The sequence below is a fragment of the Shewanella sediminis HAW-EB3 genome (genome assembly GCF_000018025.1).
GTDB lineage: Bacteria > Pseudomonadota > Gammaproteobacteria > Enterobacterales > Shewanellaceae > Shewanella > Shewanella sediminis.
The window spans coordinates 2,392,046-2,416,722 of record NC_009831.1; the positions used below are offsets into that span (position 1 = coordinate 2,392,046).

19 protein-coding genes and 2 tRNA genes are annotated in these 24,677 nt (G+C 45.2%); 13 read left to right on the top strand and 8 right to left on the bottom strand.

The window, feature by feature from the left end; genetic code table 11:
- Positions 1-262: 262 nt before the first annotated feature.
- Together SSED_RS10275 and rmuC are read right to left on the bottom strand one after the other, a co-directional pair.
- The gene (locus SSED_RS10275; protein ID WP_012142323.1) at positions 263-2,212 is read right to left on the bottom strand and encodes a transglycosylase SLT domain-containing protein; all 1,950 of its coding nucleotides are present in this window, start codon (positions 2,210-2,212) and stop codon (positions 263-265) included.
- 86 nt (positions 2,213-2,298) lie between these two features.
- Positions 2,299-3,795 (bottom strand): DNA recombination protein RmuC, encoded by a 1,497-nt coding sequence (gene rmuC, locus SSED_RS10280; protein WP_041422094.1) that lies wholly within the window; start codon positions 3,793-3,795, stop codon positions 2,299-2,301.
- A gap of 303 nt (positions 3,796-4,098) precedes the next feature.
- Between rmuC and msrP the strand changes: the two genes are divergently transcribed.
- The 6 genes from msrP (at position 4,099) to SSED_RS10310 (ending at position 10,694) form a co-directional block, all read left to right on the top strand.
- Positions 4,099-5,121, top strand: a complete 1,023-nt coding sequence (gene msrP / locus SSED_RS10285; RefSeq protein WP_012142325.1) for a protein-methionine-sulfoxide reductase catalytic subunit MsrP — start codon at positions 4,099-4,101, stop codon at positions 5,119-5,121.
- A gap of 13 nt (positions 5,122-5,134) precedes the next feature.
- Positions 5,135-5,764: a protein-methionine-sulfoxide reductase heme-binding subunit MsrQ gene (msrQ, locus tag SSED_RS10290; RefSeq protein WP_012142326.1), complete on the top strand. Its 630-nt coding sequence runs from the start codon at positions 5,135-5,137 to the stop codon at positions 5,762-5,764.
- A gap of 187 nt (positions 5,765-5,951) precedes the next feature.
- Positions 5,952-7,598, top strand: coding sequence for a methyl-accepting chemotaxis protein (locus tag SSED_RS10295; RefSeq protein ID WP_012142327.1), 1,647 nt, complete (start codon positions 5,952-5,954; stop codon positions 7,596-7,598).
- 160 nt (positions 7,599-7,758) lie between these two features.
- Positions 7,759-8,253 carry a putative 4-hydroxy-4-methyl-2-oxoglutarate aldolase gene (locus SSED_RS10300; protein WP_012142328.1) on the top strand — a complete coding sequence of 165 codons (495 nt, stop codon included), beginning with the start codon at positions 7,759-7,761 and terminating at the stop codon, positions 8,251-8,253.
- A gap of 30 nt (positions 8,254-8,283) precedes the next feature.
- Positions 8,284-10,107 carry an AsmA family protein gene (locus SSED_RS10305; protein WP_041421636.1) on the top strand — a complete coding sequence of 608 codons (1,824 nt, stop codon included), beginning with the start codon at positions 8,284-8,286 and terminating at the stop codon, positions 10,105-10,107.
- A complete protein-coding gene (locus SSED_RS10310) occupies positions 10,107-10,694 on the top strand; it encodes a BsuPI-related putative proteinase inhibitor (protein WP_012142330.1) in 588 nt (195 codons plus the stop codon). Before SSED_RS10305 ends, SSED_RS10310 begins: the two co-directional genes overlap by 1 nt.
- A gap of 166 nt (positions 10,695-10,860) precedes the next feature.
- Here SSED_RS10310 and SSED_RS10315 read toward each other — a convergent pair whose 3' ends face one another.
- The 3 genes from SSED_RS10315 to gloB form a co-directional block, all read right to left on the bottom strand.
- Positions 10,861-12,417, bottom strand: coding sequence for a methyl-accepting chemotaxis protein (locus tag SSED_RS10315; RefSeq protein ID WP_012142331.1), 1,557 nt, complete (start codon positions 12,415-12,417; stop codon positions 10,861-10,863).
- A gap of 232 nt (positions 12,418-12,649) precedes the next feature.
- Positions 12,650-14,209: a LysM peptidoglycan-binding domain-containing protein gene (locus SSED_RS10320; RefSeq protein WP_012142332.1), complete on the bottom strand. Its 1,560-nt coding sequence runs from the start codon at positions 14,207-14,209 to the stop codon at positions 12,650-12,652.
- 88 nt (positions 14,210-14,297) lie between these two features.
- Positions 14,298-15,116 (bottom strand): hydroxyacylglutathione hydrolase, encoded by an 819-nt coding sequence (gloB, locus tag SSED_RS10325; protein WP_012142333.1) that lies wholly within the window; start codon positions 15,114-15,116, stop codon positions 14,298-14,300.
- 181 nt (positions 15,117-15,297) lie between these two features.
- Between gloB and SSED_RS10330 the strand changes: the two genes are divergently transcribed.
- Positions 15,298-16,032, top strand: coding sequence for a class I SAM-dependent methyltransferase (locus SSED_RS10330; RefSeq protein WP_012142334.1), 735 nt, complete (start codon positions 15,298-15,300; stop codon positions 16,030-16,032).
- 109 nt (positions 16,033-16,141) lie between these two features.
- Positions 16,142-17,038 (top strand): LysR substrate-binding domain-containing protein, encoded by an 897-nt coding sequence (locus SSED_RS10335; RefSeq protein WP_012142335.1) that lies wholly within the window; start codon positions 16,142-16,144, stop codon positions 17,036-17,038.
- A gap of 105 nt (positions 17,039-17,143) precedes the next feature.
- Here SSED_RS10335 and rnhA read toward each other — a convergent pair whose 3' ends face one another.
- Positions 17,144-17,614: a ribonuclease HI gene (gene rnhA, locus SSED_RS10340; protein ID WP_012142336.1), complete on the bottom strand. Its 471-nt coding sequence runs from the start codon at positions 17,612-17,614 to the stop codon at positions 17,144-17,146.
- Between the two features lie 67 nt (positions 17,615-17,681).
- Between rnhA and dnaQ the strand changes: the two genes are divergently transcribed.
- From dnaQ to SSED_RS10360, 4 genes are all read left to right on the top strand, one after another.
- Complete coding sequence (gene dnaQ, locus SSED_RS10345) at positions 17,682-18,410, top strand: DNA polymerase III subunit epsilon (protein ID WP_012142337.1); 729 nt, start codon at positions 17,682-17,684, stop codon at positions 18,408-18,410.
- Positions 18,411-18,429: 19 nt separating this feature from the next.
- Positions 18,430-19,737: a TIGR03503 family protein gene (locus SSED_RS10350; RefSeq protein WP_223295969.1), complete on the top strand. Its 1,308-nt coding sequence runs from the start codon at positions 18,430-18,432 to the stop codon at positions 19,735-19,737.
- Positions 19,738-19,868: 131 nt separating this feature from the next.
- Positions 19,869-19,945 (top strand) — tRNA-Asp (locus tag SSED_RS10355).
- Between the two features lie 69 nt (positions 19,946-20,014).
- Positions 20,015-20,091 (top strand) — tRNA-Asp (locus SSED_RS10360).
- 869 nt (positions 20,092-20,960) lie between these two features.
- On the opposite strand, the gene xapA is transcribed toward SSED_RS10360, so the two are convergent.
- Positions 20,961-21,785 carry a xanthosine phosphorylase gene (xapA, locus tag SSED_RS10365; protein WP_012142339.1) on the bottom strand — a complete coding sequence of 275 codons (825 nt, stop codon included), beginning with the start codon at positions 21,783-21,785 and terminating at the stop codon, positions 20,961-20,963.
- A 132-nt stretch (positions 21,786-21,917) separates the two neighbouring features.
- On the opposite strand from xapA, the gene SSED_RS10370 reads away from it, so the two are divergent.
- Positions 21,918-22,847 carry a LysR family transcriptional regulator gene (locus SSED_RS10370; RefSeq protein WP_012142340.1) on the top strand — a complete coding sequence of 310 codons (930 nt, stop codon included), beginning with the start codon at positions 21,918-21,920 and terminating at the stop codon, positions 22,845-22,847.
- 81 nt (positions 22,848-22,928) lie between these two features.
- Here SSED_RS10370 and SSED_RS10375 read toward each other — a convergent pair whose 3' ends face one another.
- Entirely contained in the window at positions 22,929-24,542 is a 1,614-nt protein-coding gene (locus tag SSED_RS10375; protein ID WP_012142341.1) for a M28 family metallopeptidase, read from the bottom strand.
- Positions 24,543-24,677 lie beyond the last annotated feature (135 nt).

Here is a 24,677-nt window from a genome sequence, read left to right on the forward strand (position 1 = left end):
TAATGTTCATTCTCTTTGATAGCAAAGTATTGTGCAGTTAAGCAATGTAAATGATAGAAAATTTATCGCGACATTTAGTAACAGTGGTAGTGCCAAAATCGAAATAACTTAATCTAAATAGTAATTATTCATATTATGGCCGATGAGTCTAAAACCTTTACATATATAGAGCATCGTTCGGTTAAACAATCGACAACAGCCAGTGATCTTTTCACCGACTATGAGTGAAGCGACTCCCGCTCTGAGGCCATACCAATCGGTATTAGTATTTGAAATTTAACTCCTGAGCCGAAAACAGTTCAGGTGATTTCCCCTGTTTGACTTGATAGATCACGCGATAACTGAGCACAGCTTGCACATACTCCCGGGTTTCAGTAAAAGGTATCGATTCGATAAAAGTCATGACATCCAGCTTACCTTCTGTCTGCTTTAGCCAACGCTTGACCCTGTGAGGCCCGGCGTTGTACGCGGCGGTCGCCAGTACCCGATTATTGTTAAACTGTTTGAGTAAGCCGGCATAATAGGCGCTGCCCAGACGAATGTTCGTCTCCGCCTGATACAGGCTACGTCGGCCTTTGTACTTGACCCCCTCTTTTCTGGCAGTCTCTTTTGCCGTCGCTGGCATCAATTGCATCAGACCTCGGGCGCCGACGCCTGAGGTTGCATAGGGATAAAACGCACTCTCTCTTCGGGCTATGGATCTCAGTTCATCTATGCTAACTTTTTGCTTCTTGCTCGCTCTGATAAAGGCTGTATCGGCGGCGTAGGGGAACCTTAGTGTCATGTCGTTCCAGAGTTTGCCCTGAATGCTGGCCTGCACGCCAAGGTCATGCCACTGGTTTTCCAGTGCCAGCGTTGCGTACTCTTTTTGCATCGCTTTGCCGTGACGGTTTAACATTTGTATCCATTCAGATCTGGCATCGATGATTTTATCGATAGCAAGCAGTTCAATGACACGGCTTAATCCTAGATCATTGTGGAGCTTTTCTCTTAATGTCCCGTCACTCACCGTGTCTTGGTGTTCTAAGGTGAAGTTAGCCTTTAGCTCGTTGGCTGCGGTAAAACCATAAAAATTACGAAGCTGACTCAGGTGAGTTAACTTAGTGGGATCTGTGTTGTTGTCCGATCTATCGATTCTAGATTGCCAATACAACCATCTGGGATTAGCGCTTTTTTGATCACTGAGCTGGGGTAAGAAGGTATTGACCGACACAAAATCATTTTCACGTAACGCCCATCTCAATCTGGCTTCGATTAGATCATCACTGTCCAGCAGGGGAAGCATCGAATCGACAAAGCCTTTGAGTTTGTCCTCCTGTTTGATAATCGCTCGCTTAATCAGGTAACGGCTGAGTTTTCGCCCCTGATAGTCACTGAATCTATCCGCTTTTTGGTAGGTAACATAGAGCTTTACGGCTTGGTTAAGGTCTTTTCTGGCTAGCTTTCTTAAGCCTGAATCGACGATATCGGCATATATCTTGGCAGAACCTTTATATTTTTTGGTATGTCTTAAACTTCTGGGATCTTTATAAACCGTAAGCAGCTTCTTCGCCTCTGTCTTATGTGTTGTGACCTTCTTCGACAGGTACTTCAGTAGAGAGTATTGGTTGGCATTGAAGCTGAGTAACATGCGTGACCAGATTAACTCTTGTGAGCGATAGCCGGCCTTCTCCCATGCCTTAAACAGGGGATCGCACTCATCTGGGCGAGATTTTCCGTATAACCAGAGTGCTTGGGCTCCTTTAAATGCCATTTCCTCATTGCCTTGGATGAGTTGCGCACGATAGAAGTAGCACTGAAGGGCGATGTTGTTTGGCCTGCTTGGACTGATAACTAAAAAATCTTGCCACTGTTTTCGGGAGCCCGCTCGTTTCAGGTAACGAAATCTAGCCGTGTTGTACAGAGGGGTCGCCTCAAATTGAGCGAGTTCCTTCAGTGCTTTTTCGCCCTTGTGGGTCAAAATGCTATTGATATTGGCATGAAAGTCGAGATAGACGGCTAAGGGGTAGTCGTCTAACTGAGACCGCAATCGTTTATAGCTCTTGCTCTTGTTGTTATCTAGCGCTTTACGCGCGTCTAAGTATCTCTGCTGTTCGGGAGTATAGTCGCTTGAATGAGCCGACCAGGTGACAGTAATGGCCGTTATTGCCATTAAGGTCGTGACAATAGCGAGCGATCTGTTTGTTAAAATGCCGATTAACCACTTATGCATTTTGAGTCTTCCTTCCAGATAGAATTGGTTTTACATCCCTGTAAAGCGCTTGAATGCCAAGGGTTGACTCACTCGGCTGATCCGGATCAATTTAACTTTTTTTCATCTATGTGGTAGTCGGCGAGAGCCCTATCGAGCAGGCGGGGATCGAGTTTCTTACTCGTATCTACCCCTAACTGCTGCATCTGGTGCGCCTGTTTGATCAAGTTTCCTTTTCCGCTGGAGAGTTTACTCATGGCGCTGGCATAGGTTTTCTCCGCTCCCTCCAGTGCCCGGCCTAACTTGTCCATATCGTCGATATATCCACACAGTTTATCGTAAATTTTCCCGGCCTGTTTGGCGATCTGTTGCGCATTTTGATTTTGATATTCATAACGCCAGATATTATTAATTGTCCTTAATGCCACGAGCAGGTTTGTCGGGCTCACTAACATAATATTTTGTTCCAAGGCATAGTTGACCAGACTTGGGTCATGCTCGAGAGCCAGCAGGAACGCAGGCTCGAGCGGAATGAACATTAACACGTAATCCAGACTGGTTAATCCATGGAGTTTTTGGTAATCCTTCTGACTCAGACCTTTAATATGTCCTCTCAACGAAAGGACATGATCTTTCAGGGCTTGAGCCCGAACATTGTCATCATCACTATTGAAGTAACGTTCATAAGCCACCAGTGACATTTTCGCATCTATGACCACATCTTTGTTTTCGGGCAGATGCACGATAACATCTGGCTTAAAGCGTTTGCCATCATCATTTTTAAGATCGCTTTGAGTGTCATATTCATGTCCCTCTCGCAATCCACTCTCCTGTAAGACTCGGTCTAGAATCACCTCTCCCCAATTACCCTGTTGTTTATTATCACCTTTAAGTGCATTGGTCAGATTTACAGCGTCCTGGCTCATCTGCAGATTGAGTGTTTTAAGCGATTCCAGTTGATGGTTGAATGCACTGCGTTGAGATTGCTCGTTAGTGTAGGACTCATGAACTTGTTTTCTGAACCCTTCCAGCTGCTGCTTAAAAGGCGCGAGAATACTGTCGAGTTGATGAGTATTTTGATGCTGAAGTTTTTCGCTTCGTTCTTCGAATATTTTGTTGGCTAAGTTTTCAAATTGGGTTTTAAGTCGGAGTTCGGCATCTTGTAAGACGGTAACTCTATCCTGCATCGCTTCCTGTTCTGCCGTAAATTTAACGGTCAGTGTCTGTTGCATCGCATTGGATTTTGATAGTGCTAACTGAGTTTCCATCAGCTTTCGCTGGCACTCGCTAAATTGAGTCTCTAATTTGGGGAGACGACCCGCCTCGGCCTGTGCCTTTCCAAATGCGGCCAGGTTTTGTTCTAATTTGAATTGAAATTGATCGAGTTGCTGATCTTTGTCGGCCAGCAAAGTGTCACTGCTTTTTAGCGACTCCTGTATCTTCTCCATCGCTTGCTGATGTTGAACGACCAATTCTTCTCTTACACTCTGCCATCTATGGCGAGTGAGTTTCTGATTCAGAAGCGCCCCGATTAAAATTGCCAGAAAAGAGACGGCTGCCAAGACTAATATTTCGGGTAGAGAAAGTGCGATATCGATAGGCATAAGGAGAAGGGCCATAGTTATAGGAGTCAAAGGAAAGTCATAGATTCTCATGCAGAGTCACTATCTTCAAGTGCCTTAGAGGTAAATGAATAACTCTTAATCGATTATTGAGCATTTTCGTCTCAGCTATTCAGGAAAGACGTAGAGGTAGGAAAATTTATGTGGATATCATCTTTGCCCTGTAGCATATATATGGCTACCGGGAACTCCGTTGCCATTGCTCACATAGCTAATGTGACTCGACGTGAAATAGATCACGTTTCATCACGGTCTTATGTTGGAAGAAGAATAGAAGGGGGTTGAATGCATTTTCATAAGAGACCATCGTGGGACAAGTTTAAAGATTGTGATGTCACACCCGAACAGGTGTTTAATGATCGTAGGCGCATCTTAAAGCAGATGGGGTTTGTCGGTGCCGGTGCATTATTGTCGTCGAATGCCAATGCCGGTATTTTTGATCTGTTTGGTGATAAAAAAGATAAGCCTCAGTTCTTACGTTCAGATTTACCCCACAGCAAAAATACGCAATATGATTCTGTGCTAAACGGTGTATTAACACCCGAGAGCAAGGTAATTACACATAATAATTTCTATGAGTTTGGCACTGCCAAATCTGATCCTGCTGAAAATGCACAAGGCTTCAATGTCGAGCCGTGGAAGTTAGTCGTAGATGGGTTAGTCGATAATCCTCTGACACTGGATTATGACGACCTGATGAAGCTATTTGCATTGGAAGAACGGACTCATCTGCTTAGATGTGTAGAAGCCTGGTCCATGGTGATCCCTTGGATTGGTTTTCCGCTGGCGGCTTTACTTAATAAGGCGGGAGTGAAGAATAAAGCCACCCATGTCGCTTTTGAGACCCTGTTCGAACCTGAGCAGATGCCGGGTCAAAAAAGCAGATTGATGGGGGGAGGGATCCATTACCCCTATGTCGAAGGCCTCACCATGGCCGAGGCGATGAATGACCTGTCATTTTTGTCTGTTGGCCTATACGGGAAAACGTTACCGCCACAAAATGGAGCGCCCATCCGCCTGGTCGTTCCATGGAAGTATGGTTTTAAGAGTATTAAATCCATTGTGCGAATTCGAGTCACGGACAGGCAGCCACCGACGAGCTGGAATCAGTTAGCCTCGAATGAATATGGCTTCTATGCCAACGTGAATCCACAAGTGGATCATCCTCGCTGGTCTCAGGCAACGGAGCGGCGGATCGGTGAAGGAGGGCTGTTTTCAGCAAAGAGAATTAAGACACAAGCTTTCAATGGTTATGGCGAACAGGTGGCTGACCTCTATAAGGGCATGGATCTTAAGAGTGATTTCTAATTTGGAGTTGTGAATGCGGTTGACGACAAAACATCTTTTTTGGTTAAAGACAGTGATTCACCTTATCGCTATTTTTCCGATTGGATATCTGATTTTTCTTGTTATGACGAATGGGGCGGGTGGCGACCCTGTTCAGTACATCATTCACTATACCGGGATAGGTGCGTTAAATACCTTGGTTGCCTTGTTAATGGTGTCGCCTCTGGCGCGTAAGCTTAAACAGGGGATACTCATTCAAACCCGCAGAATGTTGGGTTTATATGTGTTTGCCTATGCTTCGCTGCATGTCATGGCATTTGTCAGCCTGGACCTCTTGTTCGAGTGGTCACTGTTTCTGCAAGAGGTGGTTAAGCGTCCTTATATTGTGGTGGGGATGATCTGTTATCTCATCTTGATTGCGCTTTCAATCACCTCGCTGAAATCACTGAAACGCAAAATGGGTAAGCGCTGGCAGCAACTGCATAACCTGGTATACCTCTTAGCGCTATTAGTGCCAGTTCATTTCTACTGGTCAGTTAAATCTGAAGTGATAGAACCCAGCATTTATATACTCGTTATCTGTTTTCTCTTGCTGCTGAGGCTGAGAATATCTGCCAAGTTATCTCAATCTCTCTCCTGGTTGAAGCTCAGATTGAACATGTAAGTGCACAGGACTCCAAAAAGTTTGGCCTTGTAGCAGGCTATATTCAAATTATGCTGGCCACCGTTGGGTTTTGTGATGTACGTCTCAGAAAGTTCCCCCTGTTAATGGTTGGAAATCTTTGACAAACCCGGTTTTATCTTCGAAGGTTATAAGTAGGGTCAATTTCATCAATGCTTAGGGAATGACAATGGACAGTATTAATCGTTTGTTTCGAAAGGTAAAAATTTCAACTCGCCTCTTTATTATGTTGGGGTTATCTATCGTTGCGACCATTTTTATGTTTCTCTTTGCCCTTATAAGTATTGAAAACCTGTTAGTGGCTGAGAAAGAGGCTAAGTTGTCCTCATTGGCCGATGTTGGTGAGAAAGTGATATTTCGTTATTACCAAAGTGCTCAAGCTGGCGAAATGACTGAAGAGGAGGCTAAGCAAGGTGCCATTTTAGCTCTGAATGAATTGAGATATGCGGGCAAGGAGTATTATTGGACCATAGATACCAATGGGGTGATGATTCAGCATGCTTTTGCTAAAAAGCTGATTGGTACCAATGTATTGGGGATAAAAGACCCTAACGGGGTCAAGTTATTTGAATTGATGGTGTCAGGTACAGAGCGTAAGGAGTATGCGCTTATCGAATATATGTGGAATCGACCTAATGCCACAGACCCGAGTCCTAAGATGAGTGTGGTGAAGCGCTTTAAACCTTGGGGATGGATTGTCGGTACGGGGATGTACGTGGATGATATTAAAACACAAGAAGCGGCTTTTGCCTGGCAGTATCTATTTGTCGGGGGGCTGGTTTGGTTACCCGTTATCTTTATTCTGTTTATCATAATTCAAAGCATATCGAGGCCCATGCAGCAGACAATTTCAGCATTTGAGAATATTGCTAAAGGTGAAGGCGATTTAACCCTGCGATTGGAAGAGTCCGGCAGTGATGAGCTCAAAGAGGTAGCCAGTAATTTCAATATCTTTATCGTAAAAATTCAGGCCGTTGTGCAGTCGGTATTGGCTTCAGTTTCCCATAGTCAGGAGCTGGCCACTGGTCTGGCTGCCATCTCTTTGGAAGCAAATGAAGTCACCAATAATATGCAGTCTGAGACGGAAAGTGTCGCAACCGCGATAAATGAGATGTCCATGGCAGCATCAGAAGTTGCTTCTAATGCACAGCTTGCCGCAGACAGTGCCGGAAGTGCGGATTCAGAAGCGGATAGGACGACGAGTGTCGTTGGTAGTGCGATGGTTAAGATTAATGAGCTTTCGGTTGAGCTGGAAACCACATCGGAAGTTGCGCAAGGCTTGCAAGTGAGCTCAGGAAAAATAGGCCAAATTCTTGATGTTATCGTGGGTATAGCGGAGCAAACTAACCTGCTTGCACTGAATGCCGCCATTGAAGCGGCCCGCGCCGGTGAAGCGGGCCGTGGTTTTGCCGTGGTTGCCGATGAGGTGAGGACGTTGGCAAGTCGTACACAGGAGTCTACGCAGGAAATTAATGGCATCATCGATGCGATCAAACATTCGATCGTGAGTGTTAATCAGTCTGTTGAGAAGGCTAAGCTCCGTTCCAGTGAGACGGTTCAGGAAACGGGTCAAGTGGTGGATGCACTGGAGACCATTAAGTCATCTATTCGTCAGATTTCAGACATGAATATTCAAATTGCAGCCGCGACAGAGGAGCAGAGTGCCGTTATTGCAGAGTTAAATATGAATGTGACTCGAATTAATGATATCTCGTTAGAGAATCAAGAGAAGAGTGTCCAGATCGGCAATTCGAGTCAACAGATACAGGACGGTTCAACAGAGCTGAACAGCTTAGTATCAAGTTTTAAGATTTAGCCATGTAAAGATTCAACAATATCGTGAGTGATGAGAGCCAGGCTTATAGCCTGGTTTTTTTGTATCAGGCCGAAGAAAAACAAGTAAAAATAATAGCTTCATCTTGTTCGACGTTTATGTAGCGGGTAATCTGAACTTTCATTATCCTCCGGAGCTCCCTATGAATGACCTGTTACCCGATTTATTTGATCACTTTGCTGGTGAACTTTCGCTTTTATCCGCTAAATTTAAACAGTATGGAAAGAGAGAGATATTCTGGGGCGAAGTCGTCACGATTAAGTGCTTTGAAGATAATTCCAAAGTGAAGCAGATACTGGCAACGGAGGGGAAGGGGAAAGTGCTCGTTGTCGATGGTGATGCCTCCATGGACAGGGCGCTCCTAGGTGATTTAATCACCTTAAGTGCTGTGGATAATGGCTGGGAAGGCGTTGTCATCAATGGTTGTGTCAGGGATGTGGGCGCGCTTAAGAAGATGGACCTTGGTATTAAGGCTCTTGGTGCAAACCCGATTAAGACGGTTAAGCTCGATCAGGGAGAGGTCAATATTTCACTCGAGATGGACAGCGTTATAATTGAGCCTGGTATGATGCTATATTCGGATGAAAATGGTATCGCAATCGCCCCTAAGGCATTAGATCTCTCTTTCTTGTTATAAACTTATTCAAAAATTCAGATGGAACCTGTTATGAAAATATTGAAATGGTTTTTTGTTGTATTTTTTATTCTCATCATCTCATTGGCGGCCTACTTGACGCTGGTGTTTGATCCCAATGATTTTAAACCTCAGCTTGTTGACGCCGTAAAAGAGAATACGGGGCGCGACCTTGTGGTCGCAGATAAGTTGTCATGGACATTCTTTCCATCGATTGGCATAAAACTCTCCAAGGTTTCTCTGTCAAACCCATCGGGCTTCGATACCAGCTCCATGTTGGAAGTGAATGAAATTGTGGCAGAGGTCGCTCTGATGCCTTTGTTCAGCAAGCAAGTTGAAATTGCTCAGCTGAATGTCGATGGACTGACGGTGAACCTGGAAACGCGTATCGATGGTCAAACCAGCTTCGATGGTCTTGAGGGGAGCAAGAGTGCAGGCAAGCCTGCTGCTGAACCGAGTTCTCAATCAGGTAAAGGTTTGGCTGGCTTGAATATCGGTGGTGTTGCCATCACTAATACCCAAATCCGGATGCTGGATGAAAAGACCGGGACAGAGCAGCTCTTCAATCTGGAAAAGTTAACCTTAGGTCAATTTGCATTAGGGGAGTTCGCACCACTGGAATATCAGTTTAATGCAGAGCTTCCGGATATGACCCTATCAAGCCATGGTGAAGGCCTGATTAAGGTAGACGCTTCCATGCAGGCGATTGAGTTAAAAGATCTCAAGATCCTCAACTCTGTTGCAGGAGAAGGCATACCGAATAAAAAGCTAGATATCAGTCTACTTACTCAGGTATCGATAGCATTAGATAAAAAACGATTAAAACTCTCTTTAGAGGAGTTCATTGCCGATCAAATAGAGGCGAAAGGAGAGGTTAGCGTTGCCTACGGTGGTAAGGTGCCCAATATTGACGGCCAATTGAGCTTCGGTGAGATTGATTTAGATAAATTTATGCCTCCCAGCGATGCACCGAGTCAGTCAGATGATAAACAGACGCAAGCAACATCGGCTCAAGAACCGGATCTGTCGGCAATGAAGTTAGTTAACTTCAAACTGGGTGTGACCGCAGAGTCGATAAAGGTCGCCAATATGCTCACCAGCAAGTGGGTGATGAACCTCGCATTAAAAGATGGCGTATTAAACCTGAGTAAGCTTAGTGCTAATCTTTACAAAGGTAAGCTGTCTGTCACGGCGCAAGTCGACGCTCGAAAATCTGTTCCGAGTTACAGTTTTGAGAAATCGGTAGAAAAGGTTCAGATCCGTGAACTGTTGAAAGATGCTGCAGAGATCGATCTATTGGCCGGCACTGCAAACTTTACAGTGAAAGGAAAAGGGCGAAGCTTAATAACGGCTAATATGAAAAAAAATCTTGCCGCAAAAGGTCAGTTTGAAGTTTCAGATGGCGCGTTATATGGAGTCAATATCCCTCAGATGCTCAGGGATGCGCAAGCCAAGTTGAGTGGTGATCTCTCTTCAACCGCTAGCGTCGAGAAAAAAACCGATTTTACCAGTTTAACCGGATCATTTACGCTTGTTAATGGTGTTGCTTCTAACCCTGATCTACTCATGGCCTCCCCATTAATTCGACTCTCTGGTGCCGGAACCGCCAATATTGTCACAGAGGCATTAGATTACTCTCTGATCACCTCGGTAGTCGGCTCCCTCGAGGGACAAGGCGGAGGAGAACGGGAGGCGTTACATGGCGTCGAAATTCCATTTGCTATCTCTGGCACATTCTCTGAGCCAAAGTTCGCTCTGGATACCGCAGCCCTGTTCGATGCTAAGTTGAAGCAGGAGACTGAAAAGGTAAAAGATAAATTAAAAGATAGTCTCTTAAAGAAACTGGGTGGATTTTAATGAACAAGTTATTACTCTTATCCCTTGGGGGGGTCATGTTAACAGCCTGCTCTCAGGGGGCGAATAAGAACGCTGTCGCCGAGAAAGCCATCGCAGAGAAAGACGTAGCCGAAAAGGTGAATGCAAGTGTGGTAGAGGTACCGTCAAATCTGGCGTTGCGAGATGACAAATTGATCCCAAAGCAGATTGAGCCAAAAGATGCGGTACAAACAGGCTTGCTAACGGGTGAGCTGCAAGTGACACCAGATAATGGTTTGAGTGTCTTGTTGTCGATCACCAACAATCAAGCTTATGGCGTGCTCATTCAATACCGCTCGGGGATGACAGCCGATCTGCAGATAGTGGATCCACAAGGTGAAAAAGTCTGGGCTTGGTCAGACGATATGATGTTTACTCAAGCCCTGAGAGACACCTCGATTGCATCGGGTCAAGTGGTTAAAGTACAATTTACCGTGCCTGAAAGTGTGCTTAGTAACCTCAAAGGCCGAGGCTATTCGCTGGTCGCAAAATATGTGGGGCATGCGACTGAGTCCAAGCAGGTGGCTATGTCTGATGTCACTATCTCTCTCGACCCCTATATCCATTAATGGTGTCTGAGTATTGAATTAAAGTGTGAAAGAGAATCTAAGTACAAAATAGCCAGTGTCTTTGTGGACACTGGCTATTTTTTTTCCTATCTTGTCCTCATCAGTGCGCCTTGAATTGAAAATCCTGAGGGGCTCTGAATTGGTTAATTATTTGATGCAATTGGTATTAGCTATCAAACTGTTTTACCAACTCCAGCTGTCTGCTACTTTGAGCTGTAACTTCCTGACTGGTGCTGGCTGCATGCTCACAATTTTGTCTGAAAGTATTAGTGCCGGATTCAAGCTCCATCGCACTGACGTAGACTTGATTAATCACGGTTGATTGCTCTTCAGCTGCAACGGCAATTTGCTCTCCGTTGGCTTCCATCTGGTGCAGTGCCTCACTAACAGATTGTAGGCTGTCAGATAACATTTGATCCGATTGAACACTTTTTGATGTCAACTGGTGGCTCTGTTGCATCTGGCTGACAGCCTGAGCCGTTGTATCGCTTAATGTATCTATGATGGACTGGATCTCCTGGGCCGATGTTTGCGAGTGGTTAGCCAGGCTTCGAACCTCATCGGCAACCACGGCAAAACCACGTCCGGCTTCACCGGCGCGAGCGGCTTCGATTGCCGCATTGAGTGCCAGAAGGTTTGTCTGCTGGGCCAGACTATCAATGACCTCCAATACCGATTTTACTTTCACGCACTGTAATTCGAGATCCGAGATTGACTGTTGGGACTCAGTTAACAGGCCGGTGATCTCTGAGGTCGTTTTCTGGCTTGTCTCTAGTGCCGATTGTGTCATTTGGATCTTTTCTACCAAGGTAGATATCTCATCGGCTGAGCTGGTCGTGTTATGGGCTATCTCATTAACTGCCTCATTCATCTGACCAATGGCCACGACGACCTGTTCAAGGTTCGATGATTGTTCAACTAATTGGGTTTGATTGGATTGAGTCTGTTGATCTTGCTCCTCCATGCTCTCCTGAAGCTCTTCACCGCTGTCTTTGACGCGCCCCAGTATTGCAAGACACTCTGCTTTCTGCATTCTCAGACTCAATTCAAGATGGGATAACTCATCTTGGTAGCCTGTATAGATAACCTGATTCAGAGCGCTATCATGAACCTTTTTACTCATGCTCATCAGATGGCTAAGTCGTTGGTTTAATCGATTCAAAGGGAGTAAAAAGCTGATTAAACCAAGGGCAATTAAGACCAGGGAAACTGGCATAGTCGAAATTGTGGTCAGATAGAACATCAAACATGAGATCGCCCAACTCAGACCTAAGGCTGGAATGATGGAGAGGCGATTCTTGGGAGTCACTGTTTTTCCTGCGTTGATACGCTCATAACAGGATTGGGCTCTTGCCTTCAGCTCTGGTTCCGGTTTGGTCCTGACTGACTGATACTCGGTTATCTTGCCTTGGTGCTTTATCGGTGTGACGAAAGCATTGACCCAATAATACCGGCCATCTTTGCAGCGATTCTTGACCAGCCCCATCCAGGAGCTACCGCCTTGAACCGTTTGCCATAGATCCTTAAACGCCGCCTTGGGCATATCCGGATGTCTGATGATGTTGTGAGGTTTACCAATCAGCTCAGACTTCTCATAACCACATGTCTGTATGAAGTCACTGTTCACGTGAGTGATATGACTATTAAGATCCGTTGTCGATAGAATTTTGTAACTGTCAGGGTAGGTTACTTCGTTTGGTTGTGGTTGATTCTGATTGTCCATAATATCGGTATCTATGTTGACTCGAGTTTTAATTGGTGAGAATTATTGGACATTTAACTTGCTAAAACTGTGATTATCAGCAACTTATAAGATACATTTCAGATGTTTTTTTAATCTTGTGATGGAGGTCGCGATGATTGAATCATATATGATATGACTGCAACGGCTTGCGCTGCAGTCATAGAGGTGCAGATACCCTGTAGAGTTGAAACAGGGTCATGCTTATGAAGATTTAGGCCCGGACGTTGGTGACATCAACATATAACTTCAACTTTTGTCCCGGTTGAATATATTTGCTCTTTTCGAGTGAGTTCCAACGCACGAGATCGTTGATTCTGACTTTAAATTTTGAAGCAATACGAGCGAGGGAATCTCCGGAACGTACGGTGTAATTGACCTTACGTGTAATAGAGGATGAACTCTGCTTATTGTTTCCGGTCCAGATTGCCAGCTTTTTCCCTATTTTTAGTTGATCTTTAGGTGCCATGCTGTTCCAGCTGGCGAGTTGAGATACCTTAACCTTATGGGCTTTGGCTATTTTCCACAGAGAGTCACCGGAGCGGACTCGATAGGTGATCTTTTGGCTGCCACGTTTAACATTTTGCTTTGAGATCTGTCTCTGCCCTAAAGAGAGGGCATATTGCTCAGGGTTCTTAGCTGCCACGGGGATCAACAGGTGCTTGCCGGCGATAATGGTATTTCCCTTGATATCGTTAACGGCGCGCAGTGCAGAGGGAGTGGTTCGATATCGTTTAGCGATAAGCCCCAGGCTATCTCCGGATTTTATCTGATAACGTTCCCAGTTTAGTCTCTCTTCGGCGTCTGTATCAGCCAAAGCAAGGTTGAATCCTAATACTCTGTCAACCGGTAGAACTAAATTATGTGGCCCTTCCGGTGCCGTAGACCAGCGGTTGTATCCGGGGTTGAGCTTATGTAATTCTGAGGTTGTCATATTGGCAAAGCCAGCAGCCAAGGCTAAATCTATCTGACCCTTTACATTGACGACTTCAATAATAGGTTCATTATCAATCGGACTTAGCTTAATGCCATATTTCTCGGCGTTTTGAATAACATCGGCTAAGGCAAGAAGCTGTGGTACGTATCGCTCTGTTTCCGTTGGCAGATCCAGTGACCAAAAATCGGTCGGCTTGCCATTTTTCTTGTTTCTTTTAACAGCGTTTCTGACACGGCCTTCGCCGGTGTTGTAGGCTGCAATGGCGTAGAGCCAGTTTCCATGGGTTTTCTTATACAGATATTCGAGCATATCCAATGCAGCCACCGTTGCGGCCGGAACATCCCTGCGACCGTCATACCACCAGTTCATCTGCAGACCAAAATGCTTCGCCATCGGGGAGGTAAATTGCCACAAACCTGAGGCTGCACCATGGGAATAGGCAAAAGGATCGAATGCACTTTCGACTATGGGTAGCAGTGCCAGCTCGATGGGGAGATCGCGTTTTTCTATCTCTTCGACAATCAGGTAGAGAAATGGTGTGGCCCGCTCAGACACTCTGGCAAGATGTTGAGGGTGCTTGATATACCATTCCCGGTATTGCTTCACTAATTTGTGCTCGGGAACCGGTAGCGCTAATCCAAGACGAATTCGTTCCCAGACATCTGTGATCTCGACAACTTCAACTTTTGGAGAGGTTTCTGAGTTCTTGCTCGTGATTGGAGTTGTGATCGGGTTGATGTTTTGGCTTTGAGCGGCTTCGGGAGCCGGGGTGTCAAGTGACTGACAGGCCGAAAGCAGGGAGAGACTCCCTGCAATTACAATAGTTTGTATGCGCATTAAAAAACATTCCTTAATTCTGTCCCTCTGTTTTTTTGAAAACTTGATAAAACGGGGACTTATTTAGCGCATCATTCTAATTTATTTTTTAGAAATTGTCCTTCCATTGTCTGAGAAGCCCGAAAACGGTGACATTATCTGAGTGATTAACCTCGAAATGGTTGGAAACTGAGCGCTGGATCGCCTGAGTATGACAGCGTAGGAAAGGGTTGATACTAAGCTCCTGCCCAATACTTGATGGGAGGGTTGGCTTTCCTAGCTCTCGTTGTGCGATACAGTCTGTATTATGAGCCGCCAAGGCCTCATTTTCCGTGTCGACTGCGAGGGCAAACTTAAGGTTTGAAAGTGTGTATTCATGAGCGCAATAGACCTGAGTATTGAGGGGCAGTTTGGCAAATGCTTGCAGTGAGTGGTGCATCTGCTCAGCCGTTCCTTCAAATATTCGACCGCAGCCTCCGCTGAAGAGCGTGTCACCGCAAAATAGGTGGCTTTCTATCAGATAGGCTATATGGCCTAAGGTGTGCCCCGGGACAGAGATAATCTTTGCCTTCGAGGTTAGTTTTGACAGTGTGACCTCTGTTTGGGTTGATATAGGCGTCGTTACATGGGCGATATTTTCATTTTTCGGGCCAAAAATATCAAATTCATGATCTGTGTACTCGATGAGTCTTTCAAGACCTCCGGTATGGTCCTCATGATGGTGAGTGATTAATACACCTGCCAAGACCTGTTTGTGCTCTTCCAGATGACTTATTACCACCTCAGCATCACCCGGATCGACGACATAAACAAAAGAGTGTGATGCTTGGGAGATGACCCAGATATAATTATCATCAAACGCGGATATTGGCGTAACGGTTATGCTATCAGAGCTGGATTGTGGTACTAGCGATTGCGCGTCTTGCATTCTTAGATCCCGATTCAAACAAAAATTGTACTGTGGTCAGTTTACTTAGCAATGCTATTGCTTGTATAGCGCTTTAACGCTTTAATAGTTTTATCTTTAATATTGTTTTACTTGTATTTACTTAGTATTTTTCAAGATCATCTCATCAAGTTGCTATTTGAGTGATCCACAGGAGTTAACATTGTCAGTTAATCCCAGGCCACAGCTGCCCGAGCAATGGTCCCAATTGCCTAACGGCGATACCATTAAGCGACATATTGAAAAAGAGCTGGCTCCCTGGTGGCCTAAGGTCTTCGGTTACCATATGTTGAGTCTGGGGGCCTTGAGTGCAGAGCTTGATATGCCGGGGCTTCCCATTGGCAGGCGCTTTTCTCTTTTTGATGGTGAAGGTGCAGCGCTTAGAGCAGATTTTAGCGAATTGCCGATTCAAAACGGGGTGATCGATGCGGTGGTTATGAATATGCTGCTCGAGTTTGAGCCGGATCCCTATAAATTACTGCGCGAAACGGACCGGGTTTTGATATCGGGGGGCTACCTCTTTATCATAGGTTTTAACCCGCTTAGTCCCGCTTTTATTGGTAAGATATTGCCGAAACAGCAAGAGGCGTTGCCCTGGTGTGGCCGCTTTTTTATGCCTTCGAGGGTAAAAGACTGGCTTGGATTGTTAGGGTACCGGGTCGTTGGTGATGAGCGTTTGTTATATCACCATATGTTAAGTGATATTAATCAGGATAGTATATGGCAACATGCTTTAAAGGCATGGTTGCCAGGGTCCGGCAGTTTATATCTTATCGTTGCCAGAAAACTTGAGTCTCCCTTGACGCCGATCCATGAGAAGCGAAAAATCAGGCAGCCCAAGTGGAGTACGGCGCCAAGTGCCGGACGCGCGGGACATCATTCGAAGCAACAAAGTTAACCTGAGTTTGTTGAATGGAATGAGCATTCACATATTTTTTATCTATGCCAACCGGTTAATGCCGCTTGGTATAAAAATCATCATCAAGTAAATTGTAGAATAGAAGCAGATGCGAATAACATTAAAACAGCTAACCATTTTTGAAGCGGTAGCACGAAGTGGACAAGTTGCCCGTGCGGCTGAAATGGTTAACTTATCGGCTCCGGCAACCTCGATGGCATTATCGGAACTCGAGAGTCAATTGGATGCTAGGCTATTTGAGAGAGTGGGTAATCGGTTGAGACTTAACTCTCAGGGCAGTTTATTACTGCCTTTAGCGACGGAAGCACTTCAAAAATTCGATCAAATTGAGCATCTTTTTTCTTCACCCGAAGCAGAACTCAGTGGGACATTAAACGTCAGTGCCAGTTCTACCATTGGTAATTATTTGATGGCAAAAAGTTCGGTTGCATTTTGTCAGCAACATACCAGCGCGCTTGTGGACCTCGATATTACGAATACGCTTGCCGTGATTAAGTCAGTGCTCGAGTTTCGCAGTGAAGTTGGATTTATTGAGGGCCAATGTCTGGATAGTCGAATAAGAGTCGAGGCCTGGCACAAGGATAAACTATTGGTATTTTGTCATCCGGCGCACCCTCTTGCGGGTCAACGGGTAGCCCCGCAAGCTTTGAAAGGGCAACCTTGGGTGATGAGAGAGGAGGGCTCCGGTACTCGAGATTATTTTATCAGCTCCGCTCAAGCGCTGGATATGCAGCCCATCGAAAGATTTAACTTCTCAACGCCAGATGCCATCAAGCAAGCGGTAAAACAGGGCGCGGGGTTAGCCGTACTGTCAGAGCTTACGCTCGAGAAAGAGGTAAGCCGAAAAGAGTTAGCGATTATTGAAGTTGAAGGGCTGGAGCTGGAGCGTCAGTTTTATCGTATTCACCATAAGAGTCGAAAGTCGACACCTTTGTGCGATGCCTTTATCGACTTCTGCAGGAGCTTTATCAATGTGGCCACTTAGACCCGGGGCAGTCCAAGCTTAGGTGAAATTTGTCCATAAGACCCGGGGCAGTCCAATACATTAAACCCCGTGTCTACTTTATCGGGGTCATATCAGCCACAGACCTTATGCTTGATAGCCGATATCTTCTTGTTTAGGTTTTGCTTCTGCGGCCTCTCTGGCTAAGGTGTCGCAGCGCTCATTTTCGACATGTCCGGCATGACCCTTAACCCAGCGCCAGTCAATCTCATGACCTTTACTCGCCAGATCTAAGCGCTTCCACAGGTCGACATTTTTGACCGGTTGCTTACTCGAGGTGATCCAGCCTTTTTTCTTCCAGCCATGGATCCACTGAGTGATCCCTTGTCGCATATATTGGCTGTCACTGGTAAGCACGATTTTACAGGGTACTTTTAGTGCTTCTAATGCAATAATAGGCGCCAATAATTCCATGCGATTGTTGGTTGTTAACAGGAAACCGTCAGCGATCTCTTTGGTGTGCTGCTTGTATTTCATCACCACACCATAGCCACCAGGCCCGGGATTACCTAAGCAGGAGCCATCAGTAAATATAGAGAGCTGTTTCATACCCATCATCAAGTTGCTACCATAGTCGAATCGTTGGGCGAGTATACCCAAAAACTTAATAAGTGCTATTAATCTTATGAATATCGTTTCAAGTGCAAAACGTCAGGTTATTCTGGATACAGAAACCACAGGTATGAACCAAGGGGCCGGCGCCATCTACCTTGGACACCGTATCATCGAAATTGGTTGTGTGGAGGTGATTAATCGTCGCCTAACCGGACGCCATTATCATGAGTACATCAATCCGCAACAGATCATCGATGAAGAAGCGATTGAAGTTCACGGTATTACCAATGAATATGTCGCTAACAAACCCAAATTTGCCGAGATTTCACAAAGTTTTATCGATTTTATCGATGGCGCCGAAGTGGTGGCTCATAATGCGAGCTTCGACGTTAACTTTATGGATCACGAGTTTTCTTTGCTGCAGCCGCGAGGTCCGAAAACGGCGGATATCTGTCAGATTCTGGATACTCTGGATATTGCAAAATTTTTGCACCCGGGGCAGAAAAATAACCTGGATGCCTTGTGTAAGCGATACGGTATAGATAACTCTCGCCGGGAACTCCACGGTGCTTTACTCGATGCGGAGATCTTAGCCGACGTCTACCTGATGATGACGGGTGGTCAGACTAAGTTCAACCTTTCCGGTGATAAGGCTGGAGAAGGTGAGGGAGGTATCATTCGTTTAAACAGTAATAGAGCAAATCTTAAAGTGATCAGAGCAACGGCCGATGAACTAACTAAGCATGAAGAAAGATTAGATTTAGTTGCAAAATCAGGACAATGTATTTGGCGAGGATAGACGTCACTTTATGACTTTAATGAAGATCAAGAATAAACTTATTGGCTCACTTATAGCGCTAAGTATCGGCTTTAGCACTATAGCCGTTGCCGCTGTTGTGCCGTCAGATAAAGCCCATGAGCTCAAAAATCGTTTTCGAATCGATCATATGGTTGATAGCCTGACTTTAGTTATTCAACGCAAGTACGGCAGCGGCCCCGTTGTTATCGTTTTACCCGATGGTAGTAAATGGTATGCCAGTCGCCATCCCAAGCATGTCAAATGGGTTGATGGTCTCAGTGGAGACATTGTGACTATCGAGAAGCCTATGCCTGGTCCGTGGCAGTTACTCGGGCGCGTCGTGCAAGGCTCCACAATAAAGAAAATCTCAAAGTTAGACATCTCTGTCGAGCCTTTCCCACAGCCTCTGTTTCAAGGGGAACGCTTAAAAGTCACGGCGCAGCTATTAGGCGATGAACAGCGCATTAGAATGCCTGGGTTAGATTATCTGGTCGAGTGGACAGCTAAATTTGTCAGTGACCATCAGGTCGGTGAAGAAAATTTTGCTACGGGAAATATTATTGTAGGCTCCTATAAAGATAATGGAGAAGGGTTAGATGAACGTCCCGATGACGGCCTGTTCACCGGGAAAATAAATTTAACTCAAGCCTGGGGTACTTATGATCTTCATGTAAATGCTCGAAATAATATTTTGTCTAGGGACTTTCATCATAAGTTTGTATTGTCTCCTATTCCCATAAGTGTCGATGTCATCGAACCTGAAGACCCACTAAAAGACAGGTGGAAGTTGTTCGTTAAGGTCAATGACGAGGCCGTGAGGTTAGACGAGACACATTTAGATTTTGAATTAGTTGGACCGGCGGGACTGCAACTTCCTATCACCATCAATGGGCTTGAAGAAACAGAAAGTGAGTTGCTACTACCTGAAGTTGCAGAGTTTGGCAGCTACCGGATTAAAGGCGTCGCGGCAACGACCACACTTAGCGGAAGAGAGATCTTACTCAGTATGCCAGAGCGATTCTTCAATTTGATTGAGCCACCGGAGCCGCCACCAACAGCCGAAGAGCTAGCAGCCATCGCGGCGAAGAAAGCGGCTATTGCCGAAAAGAAAGCCAAGGATGACGCAGTCTTTTGGATAATATTAGTTAATTGTGGGTTATTAGTCTTCGGTATTCTAGGTTTACTTGTCTGGCGTAAACGTCGCAACTTGAAAGAGGCGTTAGCGGCAACTCAGTTACGTTTAGACGAAGAGAAGGCAAAGCAGAAGGAGATTGGCCCGGCGTTGGATGAAATTGATTTAACTATGCCGGAAGATCCCCCCTCATAAATCTGGCCATTTCGTTTGATAAAGCAGCGAATACCGTTGAATCGCTGCTTTTTTAACTAAACAGTTTAACTCTTAAAAAAATTGATTGACGAGACCTACCGACCTATATATTATTCACCGCAACTTGATGTGGAGCGGTAGTTCAGTTGGTTAGAATACCGGCCTGTCACGCCGGGGGTCGCGGGTTCGAGTCCCGTCCGCTCCGCCAATCAAGTTACTAAATTTAGTTTTATTGTTAGTGAGATAATGATGAAATAGCTGCAAAGCAATAAGTTTAGGAGCGGTAGTTCAGTTGGTTAGAATACCGGCCTGTCACGCCGGGGGTCGCGGGTTCGAGTCCCGTCCGCTCCGCCAAACAACGAAGCCCTTGTCGAAAGACAAGGGCTTTTTTGTATCTGAAATTTAGTAGATAGAATTCAGACTCTCGACTATCTATGGTCTTCATGACGGCCTTGGTGACTTGAGTGCTTCCATGCACGTCGTTGTTCGTTGTGCCGCTAATGTAGGCAGACAATAAAGTATGATCATTTAGATAAACGATTGTCACTTTTATCGTTCAAAACGCAAACCGGTAGAGATATACTGACTCATTTCTGCCCTAAAGTTCGCTAGCCTTCGAATGAAGACTGATTACATTTTCTATTATATTACTGGTATTTAGTCGTGTGCTTGAAGGTCGTATCTTCATATCTATCTAACGCCTGCCCGGCGGGTGATGTGCAAATACTTCTGCGAAACGCCGCAAGCACAGTCCCTGTGGGCTCGACGATGGCATCCATGCCATCAACGTCCGCAGCCTCATCTGCACTGGGTTAATTTCTTTCTTCGATTGAGGTTCGATTGTTTTGGCTAAATTGGAAATGTCCAGATACGAGTTACAACAGAAAACTTTAAATCGAAGAAATATACACTCAGGTGCAAACGCGGCTGTGACCGTCCGTGACACGGAAGTCACGGCCGAAGCTATAGGGACCCTTTCCGTTAATAAAGAGGGTGCTGTGTCACAGAAGTGTTTGCACTTAAAGCCCACGGCAGGTGATAGATAAATATGAAGCTATGGTACTTAGTACGTGGGCCAGTACCTATTTTAGCCCAATGAAGCAATCAAAAAAGATATTTGAAACTTGAGACCCGACAAGTAAACAAGTTTTTGTCCTTCGACAATTAATGCTCCCGGCATTGATACACTTCATTCATGGAGGTTATACCAATTGGTATTAGCCTCAAAAATGATTTGCCATAAATGCCTTGATTAGGTTGATAAAGTCATCCTGTGCTAACTTCGCACACTTGAGTGTTTGTTCATGAGACAGGGCGACATCTCCTAAGCCCTCGGCCATATTAGTAATAGCACAGATAGCCAGCACGGGAAGGTTACAGTGGGCTGCAGATATGACCTCAGGTACCACAGACATTCCGACCACGTCTCCGCCTATGATCTGCATCATGCGTATTTCGGCAGGGGTTTCGAAATTCGGACCACTGTAGGAGACAAATACCCCTTCATTGGCATGAATATTCTCTTTTTTGGCCACCTCCAATGCTTCCATGCGTAAGGATTTATCATAAGCATTCGCTAAACTGAAAAAACGTGGGCCATAGGTGTCATCATTACGACCAGTCATGGGGGTTCCTGGCATGGTATTGATGTGGTCATTGAAAATGACGAGGGAGCCGACGTCGATACTCTCGGGGCGTAAAGACCCGGCGGCATTAGTAACGATTAGCAGTTCGCAACCTAAACGTTTAAAAGTTCGCACCGGATTTGTCATGACTTTCATGCTTTGATGTTCGTAGTAATGGCCGCGGCCTTTCATGCAAACAACGTCGATACCATTCATTCTCCCCAAGACTAACTCGCCGGAGTGACCTTCGACAGTGCTGATAGGGAAGCCATCAAGCTCTTCATAGGCGATGCAGACTCTCTCTTCCAGTTCGTCCGCAAGGATCCCCAGGCCGGAGCCTAAGATGAATGCAGCTTTAGGTCTGAAATTTGGTTTAAGGGCTGAAATGGTGGCTAGTGCATTGTCTACAGGATCTGTCTTCATGGTCTCTTCCTTTCCGAATAATTATCTTAGGTTTAATTTACCCCAAGCTTTATTCTCAATTAATCACTAAATTCCACCCTATTATCCTGATTAGGCGTACAATCTAGGCGTCTAAACGCAGGGAACCGGATAATGGATATTAATGAAAATGTACTAAATGGGCGTATAACATTGAAAATGCTTCGTTACTTTTATGCTGTGTCTCAATGTATGCATTTTGGACAAGCCGCAGAACAGCTTAATATCTCAAAATCGCCCTTGAGTGCTCAAATAAAAGAGCTGGAGTCTGTGCTGGATGTGATCTTGTTTGAGCGTACGACCCGCCATGTTCAGCTCACTGAAGTTGGTCTGTTATTGCAGCAGGAGTGTGCACTACTGTTTGAACTGTTTCGTGACTCGATCAATAAGGTGACTCAGGCTGGCCGGGAGCTGGATAACACGATCAACATAGGGTTAATGAGCTCGATATTTTGGGCCGGTTTCGGGGCAGCCCTGAGAGAGTTCAAAAAGAGTTACCCGGAATATACCTTTAATTTTATTGAGTTGGCGCCACAGAAGCAGAAACAAGCGTTAATCGAGCATCGTATCGATATCGGCTTGGCTCGATTTGCTGATACACAAAATATTCACCCACTCAGTGCAAAACTTTTATACGCAGAACCCATGTGTGTATTGGTGTCCGATGAGCACCCATTGAAAAGGAAACAAAGTCTCAGTTTGGATGAGCTTATTAATGAAGAGTTTGTCTTTATTGACCGTACAAACTCTGCATCCACCGATATGATTATTGAGGTACTTTTAGAGTCTGGCTTTTACCCTAAGGTGACTCAGGAGGTCATTGAACCGACGACGTTAATGGCGGTTGTGGCAACGAGCACTATGGTGTCGATTGTTCCTCAAAGTTACCGTCAACATCAATGGCAAAATGTGTGTTTTATTCCGTTAAAAGAGACCATTTCAGCGGATATTTATGCGATTTATCACAGCGGGTCCGCAAGAGAGTCCGTCAATGCATTTTTAACCGCGATACCTGGTTTACTCAGTCAACAAAATATCAGCTAGTGAATACCAATAAGTCCCCCTCGAATGCTCAGGATTTAATCCGGTGAACGAGGGGGAATAGCGGTGTTTTATGAGATGAAATTACATCTTGCTCATGTCTTCGGCTCTGCGCTTCTTAAAGTCAGAATCGGCTTTCCACTTAGGCCAATCATCGTTGGTCGCCAGCTCACTGGCGATATCGACAATCAAGGCGATCTCCTGTTGCATGCCACCTAATGACCAGGAAACTGAATAGTCGTCGGCCTCTTTATGGTATCTGTGACTGATATAGTCAGGATCGGTATCCCCCAGACTCATAAACAGTAAACCTGGAACTCCTTGTTTAGCTAATGAGAAGTGGTCGGAACGAAAGAAGAGGCCGTTTTGCGGTCTTGGATCGAGCTTAACGTGTCGTTGCTGTTTACTGGCCGCCTTTTGCAGATACCCCTCAAGTTCTGACATGTTTTTGCCATATTGTAATACATAGTCGACTCCGTCTAAGGCGTTCATACCATCGATATTCAGTAAGCCTACGATGTTTTTAGTGGGTAAAACGGTGCCACGAGCAAAGAGTTCGGACCCAATCATGCCCGTTTCCTCTGCGGTAAAATTGGCAAAGAGAATTGAACGCTCAAACGGCTTAATTTTGTGGCGCTCCATCAGTATGCGTGCAATTTCCAGTGTGCCCGCCACACCGGTGGCATTATCGATGGCGCCATTATAAATTTTGGGACCCTCAGGTGTTTGTTGTGTACCAAAATGATCCCAATGGGCACTGACGATAATGGTTTCATCGGGCCTTTTGCTGCCTTTAATTAACGCAAGAACATTGTTTGACTCTGCATGTTCAATGGCCGTTGTCAGGTTTAACCTGGCAGTTTGCTTAAAAGGAATAGGCTTAAAGTTACGGCTGATAGCCTGGTGTTTTAATGTGTCAAAATCCAGACCCGCTTGAGCAAAAACCTGTTTCGTGGCTTCATGCTGTAACCAGCCCATGATTGGCAGCTTACTCTTGTTATTCTCATCGTCTACTAAGGTGTATTTGCTGCCAGTGTTTGAGCTCTCTACAACACTCCATGGATAGGCGGCAGGGGCTGTTTCATGGACTATCAATACCGCTTTTGCCCCTTGTCTGGCCGCTTCCTCATACTTATAGGTCCAACGTCCATAATAGGTCATGGCGTTGCCGGTAAATAGATTATCGTCTTGTGTCGCGAAGCCTGGATCATTGACTAAAACAATGACCGTTTTATCTGTTACGTCAATGTCACGATAATCATTCCACTGATATTCAGGGGCATTGATGCCGTACCCAACAAATACCACCTGCGAATCATTGAGTTTGATATCTGTATTCATCTGCTGAGTACGGGCGGTGAAATCTTTTCCCGCCTGAAACTCAAGATCACCAATGGTTAAAAGCATGGACTGATCTGAGGTGAGCTTGGCCATGGGGACGGTTTGGAAGAAACTTCCTTTATTGCCCCCGGTTAATCCTATTTCGCGATATTGTTTCGCCAAATAATCAATGGTGACTCTTTCCCCTTCAGTCAGTGGTCCTCGACCCGCAAATTCATCGGAAGCCAGTATTTTTATATGGCGATGAGCATTATCTAGGTTCACTTCTGTGGCTGGCACTTTTGATACTTGTTGCCCGCATGCCGTTAAAAATAACGTTGAAAAGAACGTCATTAACAAGATATTTCTACTATTCATGTTGTTGTTCGTATAGTGAATAAGGATTAAACACTATAAATCATTTTATTATCACGCGCATAGGCTGTTTCTTCTATCCATAGCTCAAATTTGAGCCATACTCATGTCATTCATCAAAACTAATCTGTTATTTAC